Genomic DNA, 17458 nt, shown 5'->3' with positions numbered 1-17458 from the left:
CTATTGTTTCAGTTTATTTTGGTAATATTCATACAACTTGAACTGCGAGCGGACGGCACCATTATTAGGTTTACGGTAGGCATTGTCTTGTTTTGCGGAAATGACCCTTGCTTTCACATTATCACTCCAGCAGATCTCAAACGTATCTAATAATTCGGCTCTAATCCCTTCATCGTAGATTGGGCAGGTGATCTCTACCCTGTTGTCCAGATTTCTTCCCATGAAATCTGCGGAAGAAATATACACCTTTGGATCCTTATTATTTTCAAAGATGAACAATCGGGGGTGCTCCAGGAACTTATCAATAATGCTTATCACCTGAATATTCTCACTCATACCCTTAACGCCGGGAACCAGACAGCAAATCCCTCTAACGATCAAGCGAATGGGGACTCCTGCCCTGCTCGCTTCATACAACTTATCGATCATTTTATAATCGGATAAACTATTGAGTTTAAGTTTTATTCCGGAGGAAAGCCCAAATTTTTTATTTTTTATCTCTGCTTCAATCAGGTTGTAAAGTGCATTACGGGTGTAGTGCGGTGAAACGATGAGATGACGATATTTCTTTATCTTGTAATTGACCTCAAAAAAATCAAATACTTTATTGATCTCCTTGCAAATGCTTTGATTTGAGGTGAATAGTGTATAATCGGTATATAGTCGTGCGGTCGACTCATTGAAATTTCCGGTGCTTATAAAAGCATACCGTTTAAGTTTGTCTTTTTCCACACGTTCGATCAAACACGCTTTGCAATGGACCTTAAGTCCCTTTACCCCAAAGATAAGGCGCACACCTTCACTTTGCATTTGCTCTGCATATCCAATATTGGCTTCTTCGTCAAAACGTGCTTGCAGTTCTATTTGGACTGTCACTGTTTTCCCATTCTTCACGGCATTGATCAACGAACTGGCAATGTGGGACACTTGTGCAAGACGGTAGATGGTGATCTTTATGGATCGAACATGGGGGTCCAAAGCCGCTTCACGCAGAAATTTCACAACGTAAGAAAAAGTTTGATAAGGTGCATGCAACATAAAGTCCTTTTCCGAGATCTTATCGAACAAACTCCCTTGTAAGCTAAGCCCTGCAATGTGTAAAGGAGTTATCTTTTCATATAAGAGATCGTTACGTCCTAAGCTGGGAAAATCCATATAGTCCCGTCTGTTATGGTAGCGTCCTCCGGGTATCACACTATCTGTGGTGTCAATGCCCATTTTATCCATTAAGAACTTTAATGTAGAGGGTTCAATACTTTTGTCGTACACAAACCGAACCGGGTCACCGGTGCTTCTATCCTTTACACTTTTGGATATCTTGTCGATAAAGCTCTTGCTAAGGTCACTATCAATATCCAATTCGGCATCACGGGTAATCTTGATCATGTGAGCCGAGATACTGTCGTACTTGAAAATACTAAAAATGTTATGAAGACAGTGGCGAATGAGATCGTCCAAAATAATGATATACTGTCTGTCGCCATTGGGTGGCAGTACAACAAATCGTTCGATAACCTTTGGAATTTCGATAAGGGCGTAATTGTTCTTGGACTCAAAAGTATGGTCGTCTTTAGACATTACCATTTTCACCGCCAAGTAAGCAGCACTGTCCTTCAACGTTGGAAATTTTTCCAGTTCACCGATCATGATGGTTACCAGGGCCGGACTTACCTTCCGAATAAAGTAATCGGAAATAAAGGCCCCTTGTTTTGCGGTAACTTCGGTTTCATTAATAATGAAAATATTTTCTTTTTGAAGCTCTCTTCTAATTTTACTTAAAATACGAAGGCTGGTTGCCTGCTGCTCGATGACGGTTTGGGTGATCTCTTCCAGTAATTCTTTTGCTGAAATTCCTCCCAAGGCACTCCTTCCGCCTTTACCTGCATCCACAATTCTCTTGATGGTGGCATACCGGACCTTGAAGAACTCGTCCAGATTATTAGAGAATATCCCCAGGAACCGAAGCCGTTCCAGTAACGGGACCGTTTTATCTCCTGCCTCTTGAAGAACACGCGCATTAAACTGAAGCCAGCTCAATTCACGATTGAAGTAGGTATTCTCTGTAATATTGTTTTTAATAAGCTCTACCGCCATTATTTAAGATCTCTAGGGAAAAGGGTCTGTATTGTTTTTCCGGTGGTTATATCGCTCCATGAGTTTTCTTCAAATTGTATCATGACAAAACCACAGGTAGGAACATTGTCAATATATCTATTTCCAAGCATATTCGCAACCGAAGTGAATGCATGATTGTGACCCACGATCATCACACGATCCAGAGAATTGTCTAAACTTTTAATGATGTTCATTACATTTTGCCCGCTAAAATCGTAGAGACTATGATTTGTCACAAATTTAGAATCGGGAATATTGAATGCGTCCTTAAAGTAATGCGCCGTCGACAAAGCTCTGTTGGCATCGCTGGTTACGATCTTTTGTGGGGGATCTACCTGACCTTTTAAAGTATTAGAAACCAGTTCGCCATCACGTTTACCTCGTCCTTTTAAGGGGCGTTTGTGATCTTCTACGTCGTATTTCCAGGACGACTTTGCGTGCCGGACCATATAAAGTGTTTTCATTTTTATAAACTATGCTTTTTTAAGATTTTCACATTCGGTTGGGATGTGCCCAACCAAGGTGTATAATAAATTAAACTAAATTCTTAAGGTTGTAATCGGTCAATTTCCCAATCGTGACCATGCAAGCGATACCGGATGCGGTCGTGCAAGCGATTAGGTCGTCCCTGCCAGAATTCGATCTCTACAGGTGCCACGACAAATCCTCCCCAATTCTCGGGTTTGGGGACCTCCTTGTTCTCATATAATTTTTCCAGTTCCGTCAATCGAGCCTCTAATGCTTCTCTGTTCTCAATCTTCTTACTTTGATTTGAAACCATTGCTCCCAACTGACTCCCTTTAGGTCGAGAATGAAAATAATTGGTGGCATCGGCTTCAGAAGTTTTGGAGGCTTTCCCTTTAATGATCACTTGGCGTTCCATCACAGGCCAAAAAAAAGAGAGGCACACATGATTGTTGTTTGAAATGGAAAGTCCCTTTTCGCTATTGTAATTGGTGTAAAAATAAAATCCGTTCTCATCGTATTTCTTCAGCAATACCACACGACCTCTGGGATAGCCATCGACCCCAATGGTAGTGAGCGTCATCGCATTCACTTCGTCAACACCGCCGGTTTGTTCAGTTTCATAATACCATTTACGGAATTGTTGCAAAGGATTGGGATCCACCGAATTTTCGGACAATTCGCCTTTTTCGTACGATTTCCGTTCTTTGTGCAAGTTATCTCTCATACACCAACTTTATTGCAAGTTACAAGTTTTACCAAAGGTAATAAAAGGGTGTTTATTAAATAGCTGTTAATTTTCCCTAGAGCTTAAATACCTTTCCGTCTTCGGCCAGTTCTACATTCTCGAAGACCTCTTGTGCTTCCTTACGAAACAATTCAAGATCACCGTACCTGCCGGAATAATGCCCTAGGATCAATGTCCCAACCTGAGCTTTCTTTGCTATTACACCGGCTTCTTTGGCAGTGCTGTGTTTGGTGGGTTCACATAGATGATAGTGCGCCTCCAGGAAAGTGGCCTCATGATACAGAGCGGTCACCTTTTCAATTTGGGGTACGATCTCGGGATAATAGGCAGTATCACTGCAAAAGGCATAGGATTTTGGCGGATCGGGATCAAAAGTGATCTCCTTATTAGGGATGGTCTTGCCGTCCTTATTGGTCACATCAAACCCTTGCTTTATCTTATTGTAGTAACTAAGGTCTATGTTCGCTTTACGGGCAGCGTTGATGTTAAGTTTTCGATCTCCCGGTTTTTCCTGAAAAAGGAAACCGTTGGTATAGACGCGGTGATCTAAGGGGATGGTGGTTACTGAAAGTGAATCGTCTTCATATAATAACTGTGGAACATTTGAATCCAATTCATGAAAATACAAAGGATAGTTGGTCCAAGACTTGCCTAACTTCAACTGAAGCGTGATCGCTTCCTTGATACCTTTAGGTCCATAGATGTTGAGCTCGGCCTCACGTCCTAAAAGCCGGAAGGTAGAGATAAGGCCCACCAAACCAAAGAAATGATCCCCATGAAGATGTGAAATAAAGACATGACGAATCCTAGAAAATTTAACCTTGTAGCGTCGCAACTGCACTTGTGTCCCTTCACCACAGTCGATAAGGAACAAATGACCTTTAACTTCCAACACCTGCGATGTAGGATGTGCAGAAGCTCTGGGGGTAGCCGAATGACAACCGAGTATGGTAAGTTTCATGTGCTAATTGATTATTAAAAGATCTCGGTTTTTCTAAAACCCAAGATCCCGCTCTATTTCTTCCATCTCAATAATATCTTCTGCTTCCTGTAATGTAGGAACTACGATCATTTCGAATGGAATATCATCAGGATTGATGGCATCATTGACGATCACAAACGAGAATTTAGTCTTTCGGTGAAGGTTGGAAACTTTCAAGAACAATAACAATTGGGGAAGCTCAAGGTTTTCATAATCCAAAAGGTTTAACACTACGTTCTGTCTTTTGAACTTATTGGGGATTTGATATTCCAAAAAACCCGCAAAGTCATGGATATCATCTTTTTCGTCCGCAAGTTCCACGAAAGTGCTGTGATTTTTAATCTTCATGATGCTGAATTTTTGATGCTAGTAAATAAATAACCGCCATGCGAACAGCAACCCCGTTCTGTACTTGTTCCAAAATAATCGCCTGCTTACTGTCTGCCACATCACTGGTGATCTCAACACCTCTATTGATAGGCCCAGGGTGCATCAAGACGATCTCTTTTTCAAGACTATCCAACAATGCTTTGTTCACGCCATATTGTTGGGTATATTCTCGTGTTGTCGGGAAATAGCTAATCTCCATACGTTCGTTCTGAACGCGAAGCATGTTGGCTACATCGCACCAGTTCAAAGCCTTACGAAGGTCACCTTCTACTTCCACTCCTAATTTGTCTATGTATTTGGGTATAAGTGTTTTGGGGCCGCATACTTTAACTTTAGCTCCAAGCTTTTGAAGTGCGAAAATATTAGAAAGGGCAACACGGGAATGGAGAATATCTCCTACGATCACTACTTTTTTGCCGGCTACATCCCCCAGCCGTTCGCGTATGGAATAACAATCCAATAAGGCTTGTGTTGGATGCTCATGTGCGCCGTCTCCCGCATTTACAATACTGGCCTTAACATGTTTCGACAAGAACACTCCTGCCCCCGGATTGGGATGTCTCATAACCACCATATCCACCTTCATGGAAAGAATATTGTTAACCGTATCGATAAGCGTTTCTCCTTTTTTAACAGATGAAGAGGCTGCCGAAAAATTGATAACATCTGCAGATAACCGTTTTTCGGCCAGTTCGAACGAAAGTCGGGTGCGAGTGCTGTTCTCAAAAAAGAGATTGGCGATGGTAATATCGCGCAGTGAAGGAACCTTTTTTATGGGCCTGTTGATCACTTCTTTGAAATGATCGGCGGTTTCGAAGATCAACTGTATGTCATCTTCGGTGATGTACTTTATTCCCAGTAAGTGATTTACACTTAGTTCTTTCATTTGCTATTATTCTAAAAACACGCCTGTGTTTCGCTTTTTTCTACTTATGGTATTTCTACCGGTCTTCCGTTACCATTAAGAATGGCTATTAATTATTTACCAAATACACGGCATCTTCCCCTTCATTCTCTTTCCAGCACACCTTTACCTTCTCATTGTTGATAGCATCCACCTGTCGTCCTCTGTAATCCGGTTGAATAGGCAGGTGTCTGCTGAAACGTCTGTCGATCAACACCAAAAGTTCTATCTCGATGGGACGTCCAAAGGATTGTACGGCCGTTAAAGCAGAGCGAATGCTGCGTCCCGTATAGAGCACATCGTCTATAAAGACTACTTTCTTGTCTTCCACAATAAAATTGATATTGGTCTTATTGGCTTCCAGAGGTTTGTCGCTGCGCCTAAAATCGTCCCGGTAAAAGGTAATATCCAAATATCCCAAAGGGATGTCTTTGATCTTATATTCGGTAGCGAGAAGTGATTTAAGGCGTTCTGCCAGATACACACCTCTTGGCTGTATGCCTATAAGTACCGTGTTTGAAAAAGAATCGTGATTTTCTATTAATTGACAAGCCAAGCGATGAAGTGCGATCTCTACTTCTTTTGCGTTCAATAACACTTTTTGGCTCATAGGTAGTTCTGAAATCTATTCAGGGTACAAATTTAGGGGTTTTATTTTAAAATGTATCAATTATTTGCGATTCCCTCATGGAGTGTTTCTTAGGATTCATTATTTTCTTCGTTTAGGTGCCCGATGTGTGAAAACCCATTGAGCAGTTTACAACCTACATTCGGGCATGAATACAGCAAAGTGAAGCCTGCATTAGGGATTGCGGCAAGCTACCCCGCCAAGGGCGTGTAGCGCCAAAAGCCCGCCACAAATGCAGTGATGGCCGGCCAAGGGTGCATTTGTGGAATGCCCAAATAAAAAAGCCCCTCAAAAAAAATGAAGGGCTTTAAATACAGGATTAGATCCTTATTGTAAAAGGGCGGTTTACTTTTTCTTCTTACCGTCCATTTTATCTTTCAATTCCTGAAGTTTTGCGTTGGCATCTCCTAAGGTAGGTTTTGCCTCTTCAGCCTGTGCCGCTTGTTTTTTAGCAGCCTGCTTTACGATCTTCGCTTCTTCTTCTTTGTGGATTGACATGTGTGATGCAACCACCTTTTTGAATTCTTTATTGAACTCAATGATCTGGAATTCTGCTTCTTCGCCTTTCTTTAAGCTGGAACCATCTTCCTTTTCTAAGTGACGAGTTGGGATGAACGCGCTGATATCTTCATTGAAGTTGATAACGGCACCTTTGTCCACGATCTCGTCGATAGCAGCAGTGTGCTTGGTTCCCACAGCGAACTCATCCTCGTACTTATCCCAAGGGTTCTCTGTGGTTTGCTTATGGCCTAAGCTTAACTTACGACCTTCCACATCCAATTCCAATACGACTACCTCAAGGGTGTCACCAATATTGGTGAACTCACTTGGGTGCTTGATCTTCTTGGTCCAAGACAGATCGCTTATATAGATCAATCCATCGATCCCTTCCTCTAATTCTACGAACACACCAAAATTGGTAAAGTTGCGTACAATTCCTTTGTGGGTTGAGCCAACAGGGTATTTCTTGGTAATATCTGTCCAGGGATCCTGCGATAATTGCTTGATACCAAGAGACATCTTTCTGTCTTCGCGATCCAAAGTAAGGATTTGAGCTTCTACTTCGTCACCAACGTTCACGAAATCCTGTGCGCTACGCAAGTGCGTAGACCATGACATTTCACTCACGTGGATCAATCCTTCTACCCCTTCGGCTACTTCGATAAATGCACCGTAGTCGGCAATAACCACTACTTTACCTTTTACCTTATCGCCTACTTTCAACTCATCACCAAGAGCATCCCACGGGTGAGCGCTCAATTGTTTCAATCCTAATTGAATACGTGTCTTATCTTCATCGAAGTCAAGGATCACCACATTCAATTTTTGGTCTAGTTCAACGATCTCATTTGGATGGTTGATACGTGACCAAGAAAGATCGGTAATGTGAACCAATCCGTCAACACCACCAAGGTCAACAAAGACTCCGTACGAAGTGATGTTCTTCACAACACCTTCCAGTACTTGTCCTTTCTCTAACTGACCAATGATCTCTTTTTTCTGTTCTTCGATATCTGCTTCGATAAGCGCTTTATGAGAAACCACAACGTTCTTGAATTCGTGGTTGATCTTCACCACTTTGAATTCCATGGTCTTTCCAACATACACATCGTAATCACGAATAGGTTTCACGTCGATTTGTGATCCCGGCAAGAATGCTTCAATACCAAACACATCTACGATCATACCACCTTTGGTACGGCATTTCACATACCCGTTCACGATAGTACCTTCGTCGTGTGCTGCATTTACGCGATCCCACGCTTTAATTGTTCTTGCTTTACGGTGAGAAAGGATCAATTGTCCTGTGCTGTCTTCACGCACATCGATCAATACCTCCACCTTGTCCCCAACCTTAAGGTCCGGGTTGTAACGAAACTCGTTCAAGGAAACGACACCTTCAGATTTTGCGTTGATGTCAATAATGGCATCACGGTCTGAGATATACACTACTTCTCCTTCTACCACTTCATCATCTAAAGTATCTACGAAGTTTTCGGCTACTAATTTTTCAAATTCCTCCAGCTTACCATCGTCGATAGGATCGATCCCCTCTTCGTAGTTGTGCCAGTTAAAATCGCTTAGGAATTTTTCAGGATTGCTCTCTTTTAGAGACACTTCCTTTTGAGGTTTTGTAGTTTCCTCTTTTTTTGTTTCAGTCGCTGCAGTTGCAGTTGCTGCTTCGTTGTTTGCAGTTTCTTCTACTGCAGTTTCTTTTGCTTTATCAGCCATTCGTTAAAAGTTGATCGCTTCGGAAGGAATTCCGCAACAGATCAAGGGTTTGTATTCTGCAGGTCTACTGAAAATTGCTGCGACGCACCCACAGAAGGGTTGTTTTATTTTATATTTTCTTCCCTTTTATTTCAGTATGTCGCTAAAAGGGCTGCAAAAATAGTGTTTTTGTTTTGATTTTCAAAAGGTTCCATGCAGGTAGTTTTTATTTTTTTTAATCTAAGGGTTGCATTGTCGATCATTCTGAAAGAATAAATGCTACTTTTAAATAAAATTTCTAAGGAGTTGTCTTCAATAATCATATAATTACAGCATGGATCCATATTTTAAAGAACAACATACAGATCGATCGTGCTTCCCGCTACTGGTTCGTATTCTTAGGATAGCAATCATCCTATTATGCTTTACGGCGCCTGCACTAATGTTAAGTCAAGTGCTTCCGGCACAGCAGGAACATCGTTCCTTATGGCAAGATTTCACCTATGATATGGGGAATGTATTCCAAGGAATCGGTTTTGCCTACAGCCGACCAATATACTGGGATGAGGACAGTCTCCTTCCGCTCGCTTCGACCGTAAGCGGCACATTACTGCTTTACGTTTTTGACGATGATATCAATGAAGGATTCGGAAAACATGAGACCCAAATACCCGATCTCATTTTGGACTACGGTTATTATGCCGGTGCGCCACAAAATAACTATGGTTTAACGGGGGCAGTGTACTTGACGGGTCTTTTCACCCGCAATGAAAAATTGCGAAGAACCGGTGTTTTATTAATTTCTTCAGCCACTGCCACGGGTTTCTTACAACAGCTATCTAAATCGGTAGTAGGAAGAGCGCGACCGGGAGCCGATCTCGGAAAGAACCACTTTCGCCCTTTTGGCGGTAGCCCTGCGTATCGTTCGTTCCCTTCAGGGCATGCCGTGCTTACCTTCACCAATGCACACATTATAGCCAAACAATTTGACAATGCTTGGGTAAAAGCCGGAATATACGCTGTCGGGATTATTCCAGGAGTCACCAGAATTTACGCAAAAGCGCATTGGGCCAGTGATGTTTTTCTTAGTTGGGCAATGAGTTTTTTTGTTGTAGAAGCGATCGATTTTTATCTGGACAGAAAATATTCTGAAAAATATAATGATTCAAAAAATTCTTCCAAAGTCGGATCTATTGATTTTACCTTTAATGGTCATAGTATTGGCGTGCTTTATATTTTTTAATCAAACTTAATTGATCTAATCTTTTATAATTTTTCTATAAATTAATTCGTTATTTAATTGAATCCTCAGGATATAAAATCCTGAAGACAAACTGCCTGTGTAAATTACTTTCTCATAAAATCCTGATTCAGCTTTATCTGAAATAATGTCATTTACCAATACGCCGTTTGCATTATATAATTCAATTTTTATATCTGTTGATTCAGTAAGATTGATCCAAAGATTTGTAGTACTATTAGTTGGATTAGGAAAAATTTTAATCTTACTATAGTCATCATCAATGTAATCTATAACGTTTAAAGTGTTTTTTTGAGTTATCGTTACATTCCTTTTATTTCTAAAAAGACTATTTTTATATGGATTTCTATTATGGGCATAAACTGAAATCTGGGTATTATTATCGATATATCTTTTTTGAATTATATCTTCAAATCCATCACCATCTAAGTCCACAATTACAACTCCTAGATCCACAGGATCATTTAGATCCTTAAAAATTAGTGGAGGATCGTTATATTCATTATCATATCCTGTATTATCAGCGGCCCAACCAGTACCTGTATTAAGATGCACCTTTTTGGCTTCGTTATTACTTACAACAAAATCCTTGAGACCATCATGATTTACATCTATAAAACGCACTCCTGTTTCATCATCATTTTTCGCTATGGGATAAGGCGGTGTGTAGTTATATTCATATCGCCAAATAGTACCGTTTGAGGAGATATAAGAATCATTAATATAGGCAGCTTTAATAGAATCTGTGGCATTAATTTTTCGAGAAATCAACATATCATCAAAAGTATCTCCATTTAAGTCTACAAATCGGACACCCACATCCTTTATACCATCTGCTTTCGTATGATTTGGAGTGACATATATTCCTGAAGTATCTTCTACCCAGCCAGTGCCAGTATTTAAGAATACTTTCTTAATTGTATTCTTTGAATTTTTAAATCTTCTTAAAATCATATCTTTATAACCATCATGGTTTACGTCAACAAAACGTACACCAGTGTCTTGGCCATCTTCTGATAAAGGATATGGAGGTTGATATCCTACTGCGGCAGTTATCCAACCAACATTCTCGCCTCCATTAATATAGGCTGCTTTGACAATTTCATATGGGGAATTTATTTTTCGATGTATGAGCATATCATCAAATCCGTCACTATTAAAATCAACGAAACGAACGCCTACATCGTAATGACCATCAGCCGAGATATGATAAGGCACTTGATACTGAACACTATTAGTATTAGAGTTCCAGCCTTCATTTAACACATTGATATTATCAGTTGCTTTGGTTTTAATACCACCATTATTTAAAAACACATGCTCTTGCTTATTATTTGCATCAATATATCGGTTTATAATATAATCCTTTAAACCGTCATGATTAACATCAATAAAACGTACTCCATGGTCATTTATATTAGCAGAAGAGAATGAAATTAAATTTCGAGGATTATAATTCTTTTTTTGCATCCATAGAGATCCCGGACCAAAATTATTGTTTTCAAAAACTATATTGTTATCAGAAAATACCAGAGGATTATCTAATAAATACGGAAGTATATTGTCAAAGAAATGTACATCTTGTGTTATAGATGTAGTATTATATCCTGTAACTATAGGGTTATCTATTAACAATGAATTTTCACAAGTTTGAGAATTGTTTTTTACTTCAATATTTTTACTAAACTGATCTAAATATATTCCAGCACGAATCTCACCGCTTCCAACATCCATACATTGAATAACATTATTGACTATATGTACTGTAAAAGATGGATCTTGGTGAAAACCACCGACAGTATATATTGCTGCACCATCATTTAATTCAGTCATAACATTTGAAATAACATTGTCTTCTATTATGTGCCCTCCATAGGATGTAAATTGTTCTCTAAAAAAGCCAAGACTGATGCCAGAATAAGGTAAGTCAGATATTATATTTTGACTAACAGTGGTATGTCTTAGATTTCCAATAAGAACACCAACACTCCCATGATATTCATTAGCTACATTAAGAACACTATTACTGTCAATGGTGTTATTTTCACTAATACTAGCTCCGTTTAGTCCATAATACCATATTCCTCCCATTGTTATTGCATTAGACGAAATATCACTGAATTCATTGTTCAAAATTAAATTTTCAAAACATCCGTCAAAAAACCTAATAGCGGAACCCCCAAGATGCTTAAAAACATTATCATTAAAAGTAATATGGTTGGATTTTGTTACCGAAATATTACCGGGAGTCTGCTCAAATATTACTATGTCTCCGTTCATACTACCTGCAAATTGATCCCCTTGACCATGTAAATATCCCTTTTCGGTACTCGGCCCATACCATGTTGCATGTGTAAAAGTCAATCCATGAAATTCAATATGACTTACTGTATTAATATCAATTAATTTTTCGAGTTTTGGGATAACAAAATTGCTTTGTGAAATTATAGTTCCGCTTATGGGTTTATAATATAAAAATTGAGTATTCTTATCGAAGTACCATTCGCCTTCTTCATCTAAGAATTCAAGATTATTCTCAATCTTATAAATATTTTCTCCCTTCATCATATTCTTTTTCCATTCTGGAGTGTTTTCATTTAATGGGTCAATATACTTATATAATAAATCTGCAAACACATCTTCAAATACCCATAAACTTTGCCCTAAACCTCCATTAATTTGCTTAATTGGTACACGAATTTCTTTCCACTCATATCTAACAACAACTTCAATATCAGAGGGATTGTTTAAGTATGAAAAATCAACATCAAAATTATATTTGTTATAATTTAATATATCCAGATTAGCATTTGTGTTTAAATCTTCTAACGAACTTTGGGCTCTAACCGCTCTTTCATCATCGACGTACATTTGGCGAAAATCTTCTAAATTATAGGAAGAAAGATTCGTTTTATAGATTCCAGAAGTAGCACATTCGCTGCATATTTCCCAAATTGGCGATATTTCCATCCCTCCACTGATAATTGGTGATTCATTAGAATAATTTTTATAGATAATTTTGGAGTTTTCAGTTCCGCTATTCGCTGAGTTAAATGCGATACTGTCATTTAACTTATAGACTCCTCCTCGTATATAAACGTATCTATCTTGGGTTTGAGAACTCGATGTAATTACATCTCTAGCTTTTTCAATTGTCTTGAATGGAGATAAAATTGACAGGCCATTATTAGAGTCATCTCCGTAAGTAGCTACATAATAGTTTTGGCCGATAGCTAAACTTGAAAATAGAAAAACAATGAATAGGCTGAATATTTTCATAATTGCAAATATTTAAATTAAAGACAGATGTTACAATTTAAGAATTATATTCAAGTAAAGTATGAAAAATGCCTTAATCTAAATCCTTCCCGCAATACGGTCTTTCGCTAATTGTAGGATGGTATGAAACTGATCTTCCAGATTCATTTCTGAATTGTCTATCTCTATGGCGTCAGTTGCTTTCTTAAGCGGGGAATCGGCTCTTGTGGTGTCGATGCGATCCCGTTCGGTGACATTTTCCAGAACTTCTTCAAACGTGGCGGTATCTCCTCGTTCCTGAAGCTCCCTAAAGCGTCTGCCGGCGCGTTCTTTGGCCGAAGCGTTCATAAATATCTTCAATTCGGCATTGGGAAATACCACGGTACCAATATCGCGGCCGTCCATGACCACTCCTTTGTTCTCGCCCATGGCATGTTGTAATTTCACTAGCTTTCGACGTACTTCGGGTATGGTCGCAACGGGACTTACCCATTCTGAAACTTCCATAGTGCGAATTTCTTTTTCTACATTTTGGCCATTGAGGTACATTTCGGCTTTACCGCTATCGTTTTTTCTGAAATCCAGTGTGATATCCGGTAAGGCAACGACGAGATTCTCTATAAAAAGTTCGCCTTTGTAGATAAATTCGTTCTGAAGCGCATAGAGGGTGATCGCCCGGTACATCGCACCGCTGTCTACATATACATACCCCAACCAATCGGCCAGTTGTTTGGCAACCGTACTTTTTCCCGTAGAAGAGTAGCCGTCTATGGCAATCGTAATTTTTCGCATTACTGCAAGTTAATATTTAATCCGAAATTACTGGTGGAAGCTGCTGTACTATATTTTACATAGGAATAACTAAAACGCAACTTGTTCAACCGAAGGGAAAACCCGGCGCTCAAACCGGAAAAAGCTCTTTTCTCTAAAATACGCAATTCTTCCCCGCGTCGCAGGTTATATCCAAGTCGCAGGTTAAAACCTCCTTCGGGAAAGATCTCGATCCCAACAATGGCATGGCGAAATGCGTGATCTATAAAATTGATCTTCTCTTCCTGTGTATTTCCTTCCAGGTCGGTTACAGATTGGTTGGGATTAGGAAACGCCACTTTCCACTGCTGCATATTCTCCATAGTGAAGTGCCATCGGATTGGAATGTTTTGAAGCGTTTGTGAAATTCCGAAGATCAATTCGAAAGGCAAGGGTTCATAATCCACGCTATACGGTGTGAATTGTGTGCCTATATTTCGGGCTACACCTGTAATATGAAGGTCCCAGTCTTCGTATACATACATAACACCAATATCAATGGCGCCTCCAAAAGAGGAATACTGTTCCAGTGTAGAAGAAATAAATTTTACATTGGCTCCTACGTGAAAATTTGTAAATGCGATGTTTCGGGCGTGTCCAAACGAAAGTGCCACTTCGCCGCCGCTAAATGAACTTGTTGGGTTCCCAAATTCGTCGTAACCGTCAAACTTTCCGTAGTTAATATAGGTAACACCAGTATGGATCACCTGCGTGCGTCGGTCCCACAGATATGCGTAAGATGCACTGCCGTAATTTACATCTCCAATATAATTGAAATAGTTGAGTGACAACTGATTGTCCATTTCGGGATTGATCGCTGCTGGATTAAAAAGACCCTGTGTAGGGTCATAATCGTAATTGGTCACTGTTTTTCCTCCAAGCGCCGCTTGCCTGGGTGAATTCACCAAATTAAGAAATTGGTAGGTCGACTGTCCCCCTACTTGCGTGATCGCCGAAGTAGTTATCAATAAGAACAATACGAAGAATACCTTTTGGATCATGCGTTGTGAGATACCATTACCTGACACTTAAAACGAATGCAAGTATAATTTATTTTCGGGAGGGCACGAAATGATTCCCTGCTATAATTTTTTTGCATTCTTTACTTGTTCCTTCGTCAGAGCCAACTCGAGCACATCGCTCATATCGGTGACGTAGTGAAAGGTAAGTCCTTTTAAATACTCCGGTTTTATCTCAGCGATATCTCGGCGATTCTCTTCACAAAGAAGGATTTCCTTGATGTGGGCACGTTTAGCAGCCAAGATCTTTTCTTTGATTCCTCCCACAGGAAGTACCTTACCGCGTAATGTGATCTCTCCTGTCATGGCAATACTCTTTTTCACCTTTCGTTGTGTGAACAAGGATACCAGGGACGTGAGCATGGTAATTCCGGCGCTTGGGCCATCTTTTGGTGTTGCACCTTCAGGAACGTGTATATGTACGTTGTATTTCTCAAACACTTCCGGGTCTATGCTTAATTCTTTGGCATTCGATTTAATGAATTCCAGCGCTATGGTCGCCGATTCTTTCATTACTTTCCCAAGATTTCCGGTCATGGTCAATTGCCCTTTTCCTTTGGACAAAGCCGATTCGATAAAAAGGATATCCCCTCCTACTCGCGTCCATGCCAGACCGGTCACCACACCGGCTACATTGTTGTTCTCGTATTTATCACGAAGCATTTTTGGAGACCCCAGTACCTCTACAATAAGTTCCTTGGTGACTTTCGGGTCGTATTCTTCTTCCATTGCGAGCTTCATGGCTGCATGGCGCACCATTTTTGCAATCTGTTTCTCGAGTCCGCGTACGCCGCTTTCCCGGGTATATCCTTCCACGATCTGTTCTAATTGCGGTTTTCCAATACTAAGGTCCTTTTTTGTGAGACCGTGTTCTTTTAATTGCTTCGGAAGGAGGTGTTTTTTGGCAATTTCTACCTTTTCCTCAATGGTATAACCTGTTACATTAATGATCTCCATCCTGTCCTTTAAAGCGGGTTGTATGGTGCTAAGACTGTTTGAGGTCGCAATAAACATGACCTTGGAAAGATCAAAACCTAATTCCAGAAAATTATCGTAAAAAGCATGATTCTGCTCAGGGTCCAACACTTCCAGCATAGCCGAGGATGGATCTCCTTGACTTCCTACCGACAATTTATCTATCTCATCCAGTACAAAAACCGGATTGCTCGTCCCTGCCTTCTTCAAACTCTGTATGATCCTGCCAGGCATTGCGCCAATGTAGGTTTTACGATGACCTCTAATCTCGGCTTCATCGCGCAGTCCTCCCAGGGACATTCGAACATATTCACGACCTAGCGCCTCTGCGATCGATTTCCCGAGAGAGGTCTTCCCAACTCCGGGAGGTCCGTAGAGACAAAGAATGGGTGATTTCATGTCGTTACGAAGTTTCAACACCGCCAAATATTCAATGATACGCTGTTTAACATCGTCCAGACCGTGATGGTCTCTATCTAATATTTTACGTGCACGCTTGAGATCAAACTTATCTTTACTGTATTCATTCCACGGAAGCTCCAGCAACAGATCTAGGTAATTACGCTGTATGCTAAACTCTGCCACCTGCGGATTCATGCGCTGTAGTTTTGCCAACTCCTTGTCAAAGTGTTTTGCCACCTCCTTGCTCCATTGCTTTTTCTTCCCTCTCTGACGCATCTCTTCGATCTCTGCTTCGGAAGAATTCCCGCCAAGTTCCTCCTGAATGGTCTTCATTTGCTGATGCAGAAAATATTCGCGTTGCTGCTGACTGATATCACTTTCCACCTTCGACTGAATGTCCTGTCGTAGTGATAGCTTCTGAATTTCGATATTCATATACCGAAGCGTTTCCAAAGCACGCTCCTTCAGGTCATTGATCTCCAGCAGTTTTTGTTTTTCGGCAACTGAAATATTGAGATTGGAGGAAACAAAATTGATAAGAAACGAATTGCTTTCAATATTCTTGATAGCAAATGCAGCTTCCGAAGGAATGGTAGGACTTTCTTTAATGATCTCTAGGGCCATTTCCTTGATAGAATCTATAATCGCAATAAATTCCTCATTCTCCTTTGCAGGGCGGGCTTCGGCCACTTCGCGAATCGTCGCGGTCATATAGGGATCTGTAGTAAGGACTTCTGCCACTTCAAATCTTTTCTTCCCTTGAATGATAACGGTAGTGTTCCCATCGGGCATTTTAAGCACCCGCAGGATCTGCGCAACAGTTCCAATGGTATTAATATCCGGCAGTTGCGGCTCTTCCTTGTCTTCGTCCTTCTGCGAAACCACCCCTATAACCTTTGTGCCGTTATTGGTTTCGTTTATAAGTTTGATCGACTTATCGCGTCCGGCCGTGATCGGGATCACTACACCCGGGAAAAGTACTGTGTTGCGAAGGGGAAGAATGGGTAATATCTCCGGCAAGTCCTCCTTATTCATGGCGTCTTCGTCTTCGGGCGTCATTAACGGGATCAATTCGGCATCTTCATTAAGATCTTGAAATGACAGACTGTCTATGGATGTGAGTTTTGTTTTGGACATAGTGTATTTTCCGACATTGTGTCACTAAAAATAGTGGTTACAATGTGTTATGTATATTAATATTTGTATAAAATTTCTGAAATACTACTGATAAACAGGCATTTCACGTATCAATTCACCGGTATATTTCAAGAGTTATGCCATCTTTCAGTA

Annotated in this window: 13 protein-coding genes; 1 reads left to right on the top strand and 12 read right to left on the bottom strand. The window is 40.3% G+C overall.

Features of this window, described 5'->3' with window-relative positions:
- The 8 genes from ppk1 to rpsA all read right to left on the bottom strand — a co-directional run bounded on the left by ppk1 (position 1) and on the right by rpsA (position 8464).
- The gene (gene ppk1, locus JS40_RS02540) at positions 1-2094 is read right to left on the bottom strand and encodes a polyphosphate kinase 1 (protein ID WP_034258096.1); all 2094 of its coding nucleotides are present in this window, start codon (positions 2092-2094) and stop codon (positions 1-3) included.
- Complete coding sequence (locus JS40_RS02535) at positions 2094-2579, bottom strand: SixA phosphatase family protein (protein ID WP_034258094.1); 486 nt, start codon at positions 2577-2579, stop codon at positions 2094-2096. Before JS40_RS02535 ends, ppk1 begins: the two co-directional genes overlap by 1 nt.
- 83 nt (positions 2580-2662) lie before the next feature.
- The gene (pdxH, locus tag JS40_RS02530) at positions 2663-3307 is read right to left on the bottom strand and encodes a pyridoxamine 5'-phosphate oxidase (protein WP_034258093.1); all 645 of its coding nucleotides are present in this window, start codon (positions 3305-3307) and stop codon (positions 2663-2665) included.
- A gap of 76 nt (positions 3308-3383) precedes the next feature.
- Positions 3384-4289 (bottom strand): ribonuclease Z, encoded by a 906-nt coding sequence (locus tag JS40_RS02525; RefSeq protein ID WP_034258091.1) that lies wholly within the window; start codon positions 4287-4289, stop codon positions 3384-3386.
- Between the two features lie 33 nt (positions 4290-4322).
- Positions 4323-4658: a hypothetical protein gene (locus JS40_RS02520; RefSeq protein ID WP_034258089.1), complete on the bottom strand. Its 336-nt coding sequence runs from the start codon at positions 4656-4658 to the stop codon at positions 4323-4325.
- Complete coding sequence (locus JS40_RS02515; protein WP_034258087.1) at positions 4648-5586, bottom strand: aspartate carbamoyltransferase catalytic subunit; 939 nt, start codon at positions 5584-5586, stop codon at positions 4648-4650. The genes JS40_RS02520 and JS40_RS02515 overlap by 11 nt, the downstream gene beginning before the upstream one ends.
- Positions 5587-5674: 88 nt before the next feature.
- Positions 5675-6214, bottom strand: a complete 540-nt coding sequence (gene pyrR / locus JS40_RS02510; protein WP_034258086.1) for a bifunctional pyr operon transcriptional regulator/uracil phosphoribosyltransferase PyrR — start codon at positions 6212-6214, stop codon at positions 5675-5677.
- 363 nt (positions 6215-6577) lie between these two features.
- Positions 6578-8464, bottom strand: coding sequence for a 30S ribosomal protein S1 (rpsA, locus tag JS40_RS02505; RefSeq protein ID WP_034258085.1), 1887 nt, complete (start codon positions 8462-8464; stop codon positions 6578-6580).
- Between the two features lie 313 nt (positions 8465-8777).
- Between rpsA and JS40_RS02500 the strand changes: the two genes are divergently transcribed.
- Positions 8778-9686, top strand: a complete 909-nt coding sequence (locus JS40_RS02500) for a phosphatase PAP2 family protein (RefSeq protein WP_233273935.1) — start codon at positions 8778-8780, stop codon at positions 9684-9686.
- Positions 9687-9701: 15 nt separating this feature from the next.
- Here the strand turns inward: JS40_RS02500 and JS40_RS02495 are convergent, their stop codons facing one another.
- The 4 genes from JS40_RS02495 to lon all read right to left on the bottom strand — a co-directional run bounded on the left by JS40_RS02495 (position 9702) and on the right by lon (position 17305).
- Positions 9702-12983 carry a T9SS type A sorting domain-containing protein gene (locus JS40_RS02495; RefSeq protein WP_034258084.1) on the bottom strand — a complete coding sequence of 1094 codons (3282 nt, stop codon included), beginning with the start codon at positions 12981-12983 and terminating at the stop codon, positions 9702-9704.
- A gap of 78 nt (positions 12984-13061) precedes the next feature.
- Positions 13062-13754 (bottom strand): (d)CMP kinase, encoded by a 693-nt coding sequence (gene cmk / locus JS40_RS02490; RefSeq protein WP_034258083.1) that lies wholly within the window; start codon positions 13752-13754, stop codon positions 13062-13064.
- Positions 13754-14773 carry a type IX secretion system protein PorQ gene (gene porQ, locus JS40_RS02485; protein WP_034258081.1) on the bottom strand — a complete coding sequence of 340 codons (1020 nt, stop codon included), beginning with the start codon at positions 14771-14773 and terminating at the stop codon, positions 13754-13756. The genes cmk and porQ overlap by 1 nt, the downstream gene beginning before the upstream one ends.
- A gap of 81 nt (positions 14774-14854) precedes the next feature.
- A complete protein-coding gene (gene lon / locus JS40_RS02480; RefSeq protein WP_034258080.1) occupies positions 14855-17305 on the bottom strand; it encodes an endopeptidase La in 2451 nt (816 codons plus the stop codon).
- Positions 17306-17458 lie beyond the last annotated feature (153 nt).

The sequence above is a fragment of the Altibacter lentus genome (genome assembly GCF_000746845.1).
GTDB lineage: Bacteria > Bacteroidota > Bacteroidia > Flavobacteriales > Flavobacteriaceae > Altibacter > Altibacter lentus.
Note: the sequence above shows the minus strand (reverse complement) of the source record. Positions and strands in the feature narration are given on the sequence as shown.

Coding starts and splice junctions, on each gene's coding strand:
- ppk1 (WP_034258096.1), bottom strand. CDS start 2,094: ATGGCGGTAGAGCTTATTAAAAACAATATTACAGAGAATACCTACTTC.
- JS40_RS02535 (WP_034258094.1), bottom strand. CDS start 2,579: ATGAAAACACTTTATATGGTCCGGCACGCAAAGTCGTCCTGGAAATAC.
- pdxH (WP_034258093.1), bottom strand. CDS start 3,307: ATGAGAGATAACTTGCACAAAGAACGGAAATCGTACGAAAAAGGCGAA.
- JS40_RS02525 (WP_034258091.1), bottom strand. CDS start 4,289: ATGAAACTTACCATACTCGGTTGTCATTCGGCTACCCCCAGAGCTTCT.
- JS40_RS02520 (WP_034258089.1), bottom strand. CDS start 4,658: ATGAAGATTAAAAATCACAGCACTTTCGTGGAACTTGCGGACGAAAAA.
- JS40_RS02515 (WP_034258087.1), bottom strand. CDS start 5,586: ATGAAAGAACTAAGTGTAAATCACTTACTGGGAATAAAGTACATCACC.
- pyrR (WP_034258086.1), bottom strand. CDS start 6,214: ATGAGCCAAAAAGTGTTATTGAACGCAAAAGAAGTAGAGATCGCACTT.
- rpsA (WP_034258085.1), bottom strand. CDS start 8,464: ATGGCTGATAAAGCAAAAGAAACTGCAGTAGAAGAAACTGCAAACAAC.
- JS40_RS02500 (WP_233273935.1), top strand. CDS start 8,778: ATGGATCCATATTTTAAAGAACAACATACAGATCGATCGTGCTTCCCG.
- JS40_RS02495 (WP_034258084.1), bottom strand. CDS start 12,983: ATGAAAATATTCAGCCTATTCATTGTTTTTCTATTTTCAAGTTTAGCT.
- cmk (WP_034258083.1), bottom strand. CDS start 13,754: ATGCGAAAAATTACGATTGCCATAGACGGCTACTCTTCTACGGGAAAA.
- porQ (WP_034258081.1), bottom strand. CDS start 14,773: ATGATCCAAAAGGTATTCTTCGTATTGTTCTTATTGATAACTACTTCG.
- lon (WP_034258080.1), bottom strand. CDS start 17,305: ATGTCCAAAACAAAACTCACATCCATAGACAGTCTGTCATTTCAAGAT.